The sequence below is a fragment of the Nitrosomonas sp. Nm84 genome, assembly GCF_003201565.1.
Classification (GTDB): Bacteria; Pseudomonadota; Gammaproteobacteria; order Burkholderiales; family Nitrosomonadaceae; genus Nitrosomonas.
In genome coordinates this window covers 1-1,891 of sequence record NZ_QJJP01000076.1, presented here as the reverse complement: position 1 = coordinate 1,891, position 1,891 = coordinate 1, and the positions used below count along the sequence as shown (strand labels likewise).

Genomic DNA, 1,891 nt, shown 5'->3' with positions numbered 1-1,891 from the left:
CGATGAAATTGACCGCATCCGGAAGGAAGCAGTGGAAGGTATAGATAAAGCCAAGATTGAGTTATCAGAATATGTGGGAGAAATTACGCGCCTGGGTTCGATTTAATTATATTCTTTGTTTTATTTTGAATACTCTATTTTGCCAGAAAAAATGCCAATAGATCTTTTTGCACCTGAGCCGTATTTTCCTGAACCAACCAATGTCCCGAACCTGCGATTTTTGATTCGGATACATTTACTGCCACAAGTTTAGAATGTTCTTTAAGGAACGCTGCCGCAAAAAATTCTCCACCCATTGCAAGCAAAGGCATTTTTAATTTTGTTTTAGCAAATACCAAATTGTCTTTTCCGTCCTGAGGAAAATTTCCAAACCATTTAAAGCTTGATTTAGCACCATCTTTAACAGCATAAGCTCTTATAAATTCGGCTGTTTCTTCGGGAGTAAAAGGATCTTTCACGTGTCCAACCATTGGCCAAAAATTGGTCAAAAATTCCTTTTCCTTACCGGCAACAATGTCTCCAGCAGTAGGCCAAGCAAAAAATCCAAACCACCAAGCCGAAGCCGAAACCTGTGACCAAACCGGTTCTATGCCTGGAAGTAAAGCATCCATCAAAGCCAGTTTTTTGACTTCATTGCCATATTGGGCTGCATACGCATAAGCCACCATCAATCCAATGTCGTGTCCGGCAAGATTTATGTTGTTGTAACCCAATTTCTTCACGAGTTCATGAATATCTGTGGCCATCGTTTTTTTGTCATAACCTGATTCTGGCTTATCTGATTCGCCCACACCTCTCAAATCGGGTGCTATAACCGTAAAATGTTTTGAAAGCTCCGGCAGCAATCGATTCCACATATACCAGTTTTGGCCAAATCCGTGAACAAGTACCAAAGGCTCCCCTGTTCCGCCAATGACATAATGAATGTTTACGCCATTTACTAAAGCCGTTTGGTGTTTGAAATTAGCCGGTGGATCAGCTGGTTTTACTTCTGGAGACTCAGACACTTCTTTTGGTTCTTCAAGAGCTGCATTTGAGGGTTCTTCACTTTTTTTACAAGCGCTTAGAAAAAAAAGATTTATCATTGCAAGTCCTAAAAAAACTTTTGCTGTTTTGTACCATGCATTATGGTTGGTAGTTGATTTCATATTTGTAAAATTTAATTGGTTAAAGGTCAAATATGGTATCGCCTTTTTATTTATTGGTGTTTGCTTAAGCAAACTTCTTATCAATGGCGATTTCATAATTTTTAATTTAAATGTTGTTACTATTCATTTTTTTGTTTTTCAAGCCATTCTAAAATATAAATTGCAATTTCTTCCCAACCCGGCTGACCTAATACAAAGTGGTTTCTGCCTGGGAAAATTTTATAGTCCGTAATCGAGTTTTTATCGGTGTATTTTTTATAATTATCATAATTCAGTTGATGAGGAATCGTATGATCCATATCGCCTGCAATAAATAATAAAGGATAGTGCGGTTTTTTAAAATCTACTTTTGCAGCAGAAGTAATTGTATCTCGGACAACCAATTTTGACTCCGGAATTGCCAATTGCAGATATCCTTTTTCCTGCAATTCTAATTCCATTCCGTTTGCAAAAGCATATTGCCAACTAGGAAAGCACATTAAAAAAGTTTCTTTTGTCGACGTAAAAAATCCAAGTGGCCCCCAACCTGCTTTGAAAAATGAAAATTTGAAGGTAAAAATCCCTTGTGGCGGAACGGAATGAATCGCAACTACAGCAGAAGCCAATCCTTTTTGATTCAAAATTTGCGCAATTAATCCTCCTATTGAAGGGTATAGGAAAAATAAACCACCTTTTCCATAAGTTTTGAATGTACTGAAAGCTGGCTCAATTGTCAAACACGGTGATAATCGATTGAAAAATTA

At 37.4% G+C, this 1,891-nt stretch carries 2 protein-coding genes; both read right to left on the bottom strand.

Annotated features, from left to right (window positions below; genetic code table 11):
* Positions 1-134: 134 nt before the first annotated feature.
* Entirely contained in the window at positions 135-1,244 is a 1,110-nt protein-coding gene (locus tag C8R34_RS16130; protein WP_207896501.1) for an alpha/beta fold hydrolase, read from the bottom strand.
* Between the two features lie 23 nt (positions 1,245-1,267).
* On the bottom strand, positions 1,268-1,864 hold the full coding sequence (locus tag C8R34_RS16125; RefSeq protein WP_107804609.1) for an alpha/beta hydrolase: 597 nt from the start codon (positions 1,862-1,864) through the stop codon (positions 1,268-1,270).
* Positions 1,865-1,891 lie beyond the last annotated feature (27 nt).

What these genes read in the sequence shown, in the direction of transcription:
- C8R34_RS16130 (WP_207896501.1), bottom strand. Translation starts at nt 1,244, where the DNA reads ATGAAATCGCCATTGATAAGAAGTTTGCTTAAGCAAACACCAATAAAT.